4 protein-coding genes and 1 pseudogene are annotated in these 6,454 nt (G+C 72.7%); all 5 read right to left on the bottom strand.

All coding sequences use genetic code 11. The annotated features are described in order from the left end of the window. Positions 1-2,270, bottom strand: a pseudogene (locus tag V7793_RS31085) (trypsin-like peptidase domain-containing protein); the annotation flags it as partial. Positions 2,271-2,642: 372 nt separating this feature from the next. Continuing rightward, complete coding sequence (gene truB, locus V7793_RS31080) at positions 2,643-3,545, bottom strand: tRNA pseudouridine(55) synthase TruB (protein ID WP_336012862.1); 903 nt, start codon at positions 3,543-3,545, stop codon at positions 2,643-2,645. Beyond that, positions 3,542-3,997 carry a 30S ribosome-binding factor RbfA gene (gene rbfA / locus V7793_RS31075; protein WP_168093906.1) on the bottom strand — a complete coding sequence of 152 codons (456 nt, stop codon included), beginning with the start codon at positions 3,995-3,997 and terminating at the stop codon, positions 3,542-3,544. Before rbfA ends, truB begins: the two co-directional genes overlap by 4 nt. A gap of 51 nt (positions 3,998-4,048) precedes the next feature. Next, the gene (locus V7793_RS31070; protein WP_058046532.1) at positions 4,049-4,345 is read right to left on the bottom strand and encodes a DUF503 domain-containing protein; all 297 of its coding nucleotides are present in this window, start codon (positions 4,343-4,345) and stop codon (positions 4,049-4,051) included. A gap of 135 nt (positions 4,346-4,480) precedes the next feature. Then, the coding region (gene infB, locus V7793_RS31065) for a translation initiation factor IF-2 (RefSeq protein WP_336012858.1) at positions 4,481-6,454 on the bottom strand (1,974 nt) is incomplete at its 5' end.

Genomic DNA, 6,454 nt, shown 5'->3' with positions numbered 1-6,454 from the left:
CCCCCGCCCGGCCGTGACGGCAGGGCGTCGTGCTCACCGGAGCCGCCCTCGGGCTCGTACCAGCGGTGGACGAGGGTGTGCAGGGCGGCGTCGAGGTCGAGGTGGGCGCCCTGCAGCCAGTCGGCGAACTCCTCGTGCGCGAAGCGGTAGCCGGTGCCGGCCGGGACGAGCAGGCCCTCGGTGAGGACGGCGGAGGCCCAGCCGTTGCGCCACGGGAAGAGCTCTTCGAAGGCCTCGCGCTCCAGCTCGCCCTGCCCGGGGCCGAGGCATCGCCGGGCCGCCTCGTGCACCTGCCCGGCCACGCGTGCGGCGAGCCTGCGCACCGCCGTGCCGCGCAGCGCGGGGCGGCGCCCGGCCGCCAGCCGTACGGCGATGCGCAGGCAGACCAGGTCCAGGTAGGCGGAGAAGATGTCCCAGCGGTCGGGGGGCCGGGCCCCGTCCTCGCCCGTGCGGCCGCCCGGCGCGGTGCCGTCCGGGAGCGCGGCGCGCACTTCGGAGAGCAGGCGCAGGGCGAGCGGGTGGGCGGCGTCCCCCTGGTGGATGGCGTCCGGCGGAATGCCGAAGAGGGCGCGGGCCCGCTCGGCCTGCAGGGGGCCCAGGTCGGTCAGGCTGACGCAGGGCGGCAGGCTGCGCGGGGTGGCCGAGGAGGTGGACACGTGGAGCGCCGTACGCGGGAACAGATCCCCCGCCGTCTCCCAGTGCTCCGGGCGGCAGGCGACGACGAGCCGGGCGGACGTCTCCTCCAGCCACTCGGCGGTCGCCGCGGTCCACGCCGGCAGGGCGTGGGCGAGGACCGGAGGGACCTCCTCGGGGCCGTCGAGGACGACGAGGAGGGGCCGCCCCACGCGGTGCCCCAGCGCGGCCACGGCCTCCGGAGTGGCCTCGGCCGGGTCGCCCACCGTGCCGGCCGCCCCGGCGGAGGCGGTGACGATCCGGGCGGCATCTGCGAGGGCTCGCGCGATCGCGTCCCGCAGGCTGCTGTCGCCCTCCTCCAGGTCGGCGCCGCGCAGCCAGATGGTGGGGGCCGGTTCAGGGCCCCGTGCGCGCCGGGAGGCGAGCGAGAGGAGCTCCGTCGTGCGGCCCGTCCCGGGGCCTCCCACGAGGCCGAGGACGGCGGCGGCAGGGCCGTCCGCCGCGTCATCCGAGGCGGACGTGCCACACGACCCGTCCGGCCCGTCCGGATCGTACGGCCCGTCCGGATCGTACGGATCCGGAGCCGGGGACCCGCCGGGCTCCGGCGGATCGGCGGGATGGTGCGCACCGGGCAGGTCCCCGATCCAGCGCCCGCCCGGGCCGCCGCCGGGTGTGCCGCGCCAGGCGCGTGCCGGGACCGTCACCACCAGCACGCCCGGGGCCCCCGTCCCGCCCGGTGCGGGGCCTGCTTCCTGGGCGGGTTCGTCGGGCGGCGGTTCAGGGGCAGGCGGCCGGTCGGCGTCCTCCGGCATGCGTTCGCCGGCGTCCCCCAGGGCATCGGCGCCGGTGTCCGCGCGGCCGGCGGCCTCCCCGTCCGGATCCAGGAAGCGCGTGAACTCCCTGGCGGTCTCCGGCCGCTCCACGGGATCGCGCCAGTCGCGCGCCGTGATGATCGGGCCGAGGGAGGTCGCCGTCAGCTGGAGGGCGCCCGCAAGGTTGAGGTCGGGCCCGAAGGCGGGGACGGTGGCCGCGTTGCGCTCCAGGAGGGCCGCCAGGGAGCCGTCAGGGGACGCCGCGGCCGCCGCACGGAGCGGGATCGCGAAACCTCCGGAGCGGCGCTCCGCATGGAGCGCGGTACCGAGGACGGCGACGACTGTCCCCGCACGGGCGTCGATGACCGGGCCGCCGGTGGCCTCCTCGCCGAGCCGCAGGCCGTCGCGCTCGCCCAGGGAGAGCTCCACGGCGGCGTCGAGGAGGTGGAAGCGGTCCGTGGCCGTGTAGGTGACGAGGGCCTCGCCGATGACCTGGGCGCGCTGCCAGTGGCCCGCCCGCAGCCGGACGCTCGCCCCGTCCTCGATGCGCTCCGCGGCGGCGACGGGCAGCGGGGCCACGCCGAGGCCCTCGGTACGCACCAGCGCCAGGTCGCAGCCCGGCAGGGGCGTCACCGCTTCGGCGCCCACCAGGCACGTACGGTCGCCCGGGGCCAGCAGCACCAGGCGCGCCAGACCGTCGACGGCCTCATGGCTGGTGATCATCGTGCCGCGGTCGTCGGCGATGAAGCCCGTACCGCGCGGCCTCCCGGCGAGGTCTCTGATGCGTACCAGGAACTCGTCCACATCGGTCCGCCGACCGCTCATCCGCCGAACCTCCCCGCCGTGCACTTACCCCGACGGTAGGCAGCGGATGATCGGCAGGACCAGGTCGTCGCAGGAACGCGCCCCCTTCCGCACCCGCTATTCACTCCGAGCGCCTGCCCAATGGAGTGAATTGTGGGAGCGGTGTGGATAGACGACCGGAAGGAGGGGGATCGTGGGGCGGGGAGCGACGGATGACGGCTCCCCGCCCCACAGTGGTGGGGCACACATGCGCACGGCGCGCACCCTGAAGGCATGGCGCCACCGCAGCCGGAGGCGCACGGCGCCGTCACACCCCGCAGGCATGGCGGTGCCACGGCTCGGGGGCACGGCGCCGCGCCGAGACGCCGGCCGTGCCCCCTCCGGAACCGGCTTCTAGCCGAAGGCCGCCAGGCTCTTCGCCCGGCCGCCCTGGTTCTCCAGCAGGAGCAGGAAGCGCCCGTCCGGACCGAAGGCCGCGATCGGCCCCGTGGTCTCGAAGAGCGGCACCCGTACCCGTACGCCGTTGGCGAGCAGGCGCGCCTGCTCCTCCGTGACGTCCCAGCGCTGGAAGGCCGCAGCGGCCGCCTCGGCGACCGGCATGATCGTCAGCTCCTCCTGGAGCTGGTCCAGCGTGCGGGCGTCGCCCAGCCCGTACGGGCCGACGCGCGTCCGCCGCAGGGCGGTGAGGTGGCCCCCCACGCCCGTGTCGGCGCCCAGGTCGCGTGCGAGGGCCCGCACGTACGTCCCGGAGGAGCAGACGACGGAGACCAGCAGGTCCTGCACGGGGGTGCCGTCCGCGGCCTCCGCAGGGGTCACGGCGTGGACGGCGAACGACGAGACGGTGACCGGCCGGGCCGGGATCTCGAAGTCCTCGCCCTCGCGCGCCCGCTTGTACGAGCGCTTGCCGTCGATCTTGATCGCGCTGACCTTCGACGGCACCTGCATGATCGCGCCGGTGAGCTTGGCCACGCCCGCGTCGATCGCCTCACGGGTGACCGCGGAGGCGTCGGCCGAGGACGTGATGTCGCCCTCCGCGTCGTCCGTGACGGTGTTCTGCCCCAGGCGGATCGTCGCGACGTACTCCTTCTCGGTCAGCGCGAGGTGACCGAGAAGCTTCGTCGCCCGCTCGATGCCGAGGACGAGGACGCCCGTCGCCATGGGGTCGAGCGTCCCCGCGTGCCCCACGCGCCGCGTCCGCGCGATGCCGCGCATCTTCGCGACGACGTCGTGCGAGGTGAAGCCGGCCGGCTTGTCGACGATGACGAGGCCGTCCGGCGGGGTCTCCTTGTGCTTCATTCGCCGGCAGCGTCCTTATCGTCCTCGTCCTCGCCCGGCTTGCGGTACGGGTCGGCCTCGCCCGCGTACGCCGCGTCCGAGGACGCGGCGCGCACCGCGGCGTCGGAGGCCCGGGCCCGGTCGAGGAGGTCCTCGATGGTGCGGGCGTTCTCCGGCAGGGCGTCGGCCACGAACGTCAGGGTCGGCGTGAACTTGATGCCGGCCGCACGGCCGACCTCCGAGCGCAGGATGCCCTTGGCGCTCTCCAGGCCCGCGGCCGCGCTGGCGCGGTCCTCGTCGTCGCCGTAGACCGTGTAGAAGACCGTAGCCTCCCGCAGGTCGCCGGTGACCCGGGTGTCCGTGATGGTCACATGCGAGCCGAGCCGCGGGTCCTTGATTCCGCGCTGCAGCTTCTGGGCGATCACCTCGCGGATGAGGTCCGCCAGCCTTTTCGCACGCGCGTTGTCGGCCACTGGTCCGTCTCCTTCTTCTTGTCCATTGTGCTTGTGGCGCCGGTGACGCGCTCAGTCGTCGTGGTCGCCGTGGAACCGCCGCCTGACCGAGAGCAGCTCCACTTCGGGACGTGCGGCGACCCAGCGCTCGCAGCGGTCCAGTAGGTCGGTGAGGTGCCCCGCGTCCCCGGAGACCGCCGCCAGGCCGATGGTCGCCCGGCGGTAGAGGTCCTGGTCGCCGACCTCCGCCACGCTCACCGCGTACTTGCGGTGCAGCTCGGCGACGATCGGGCGGACGACGGAGCGCTTCTCCTTCAGCGACCGTACGTCGCCGAGGAGGAGGTCGAAGGACAGAGTCCCTGCATACATGCGTGACGGGTGAAGCCCACCCGGGAGGCGTGAGGTCCAGCTGTGGTGTAGGGCTCTTCGAACCGTACACGCAACGGCCGGGGCCGATCGACGGAATATGCTCCGCCGACCGGCCCCGTGGTCGTGCTATGCGATTCAGCCGCGCGGCTTCTCGCGCATCTCGTACGTCGCGATGACGTCGTCGATCTTGATGTCGTTGAAGTTTCCGAGGTTGATACCGCCCTCGAAGCCTTCGCGGATCTCGGTGACGTCGTCCTTGAAGCGACGCAGACCGACGATGTTGAGCTCCTCCGCGATGACCTTGCCGTCGCGGATGAGGCGCGCCTTGGTGTTGCGCTTGACCTCGCCGGAGCGGATGAGGACACCCGCGATGTTGCCCAGCTTGGACGAGCGGAAGATCTCGCGGATCTCCGCCGTACCCAGCTCGACCTCTTCGTACTCCGGCTTCAGCATGCCCTTGAGGGCCGCCTCGATCTCCTCGATCGCCTGGTAGATGACCGAGTAGTACCGGACGTCGACGCCCTCGCGCTCGGCCATCTGCGTGGCACGGCCCTCGGCGCGGACGTTGAAGCCGATGACGATGGCGTCGGAGCCGGTCGCCAGGTTGATGTCGGACTCGGTGACCGCACCCACACCGCGGTGCAGGATCCGGATCTCAACCTCTTCGCCGACGTCGAGCTGGAGCAGCGAGGACTCGAGAGCCTCCACCGAACCGGACGCGTCGCCCTTGATGATGATGTTGAGGTCCTGGACCAGACCGGCCTTGAGCACCTTGTCGAGGTCCTCGAGGGACACCCGGCGGGTGCGCTTGGCGAAGGCGGCGTTGCGCTCGCGCGCAGCGCGCTTCTCGGCGATCTGGCGGGCCGTGCGGTCCTCGTCGACGACGAGGAAGTTGTCGCCGGCGCCCGGGACGTTGGTGAGACCAAGGACGAGGACGGGGGTCGACGGACCCGCTTCCTCGACGTTCTGGCCCTTGTCGTCGAGCATGGCGCGGACACGGCCGTAGGCGTCACCGGCGACCATCGTGTCACCGACGCGGAGGGTACCGCGCTGGACGAGCACGGTGGCCACGGCGCCGCGGCCACGGTCGAGGTGGGCCTCGATCGCGATGCCCTGCGCGTCCTGCTCCGCGTTGGCGCGCAGGTCGAGCGCGGCGTCGGCGGTGAGGACGACGGCCTCGAGCAGCTTGTCGATGTTCAGACCCTGCTTGGCGGAGATGTCGACGAACATCGTGTCGCCGCCGTACTCCTCGGCCACCAGACCGAACTCGGTGAGCTGACCGCGCACCTTCGTCGGGTCGGCGCCCTCGACGTCGATCTTGTTGACCGCGACCACGATCGGCACGTCGGCCGCCTTGGCGTGGTTCAGCGCCTCGATCGTCTGCGGCATGACACCGTCGTTGGCCGCCACCACGAGGATCGCGATGTCGGTCGACTTGGCACCACGGGCACGCATGGCGGTGAACGCCTCGTGACCCGGGGTGTCGATGAAGGTGATCTTGCGCTCTTCGTCGTTGACGTCGGTGGAGACCTGGTAGGCACCGATGTGCTGGGTGATGCCACCGGCCTCGCCCGCGACCACGTTGGTCTTGCGGATCGCGTCGAGGAGTCGCGTCTTACCGTGGTCGACGTGACCCATGACGGTCACGACCGGCGGACGCGCGACGAGCATCTCCTCGCCGCCCTCGTTCTCACCGAACTCGATGTCGAAGGACTCGAGCAGCTCGCGGTCCTCCTCCTCGGGGCTGACGATCTGAACGGTGTAGTTCATCTCGCCGCCGAGGAGCTGCAGCGTCTCGTCCGAGACGGACTGCGTGGCCGTGACCATCTCGCCGAGGTTCATCATCACGGCGACGAGCGACGCCGGGTTGGCGCCGATCTTCTCCGCGAAGTCGGTGAGGGAGGCACCGCGCGACAGGCGAATGGTCTCGCCGCCGCCGCGGGGCAGCATCACGCCGCCCACGGACGGGGCCTGCATGGCCTCGTACTCCTGGCGCCGCTGACGCTTGGACTTGCGGCCACGGCGCGCCGGACCGCCGGGACGGCCGAAGGCGCCCTGCGTGCCGCCACGGGCACCCGGACCGCCGGGACGGCCACCGAAGCCGGGACG

Source organism: Streptomyces sp. KLMMK (assembly GCF_036961605.1).
GTDB classification, from domain to species: domain Bacteria; phylum Actinomycetota; class Actinomycetes; order Streptomycetales; family Streptomycetaceae; genus Streptomyces; species Streptomyces telluris.
This window is presented reverse-complemented; position numbering and strand designations above follow the sequence as displayed.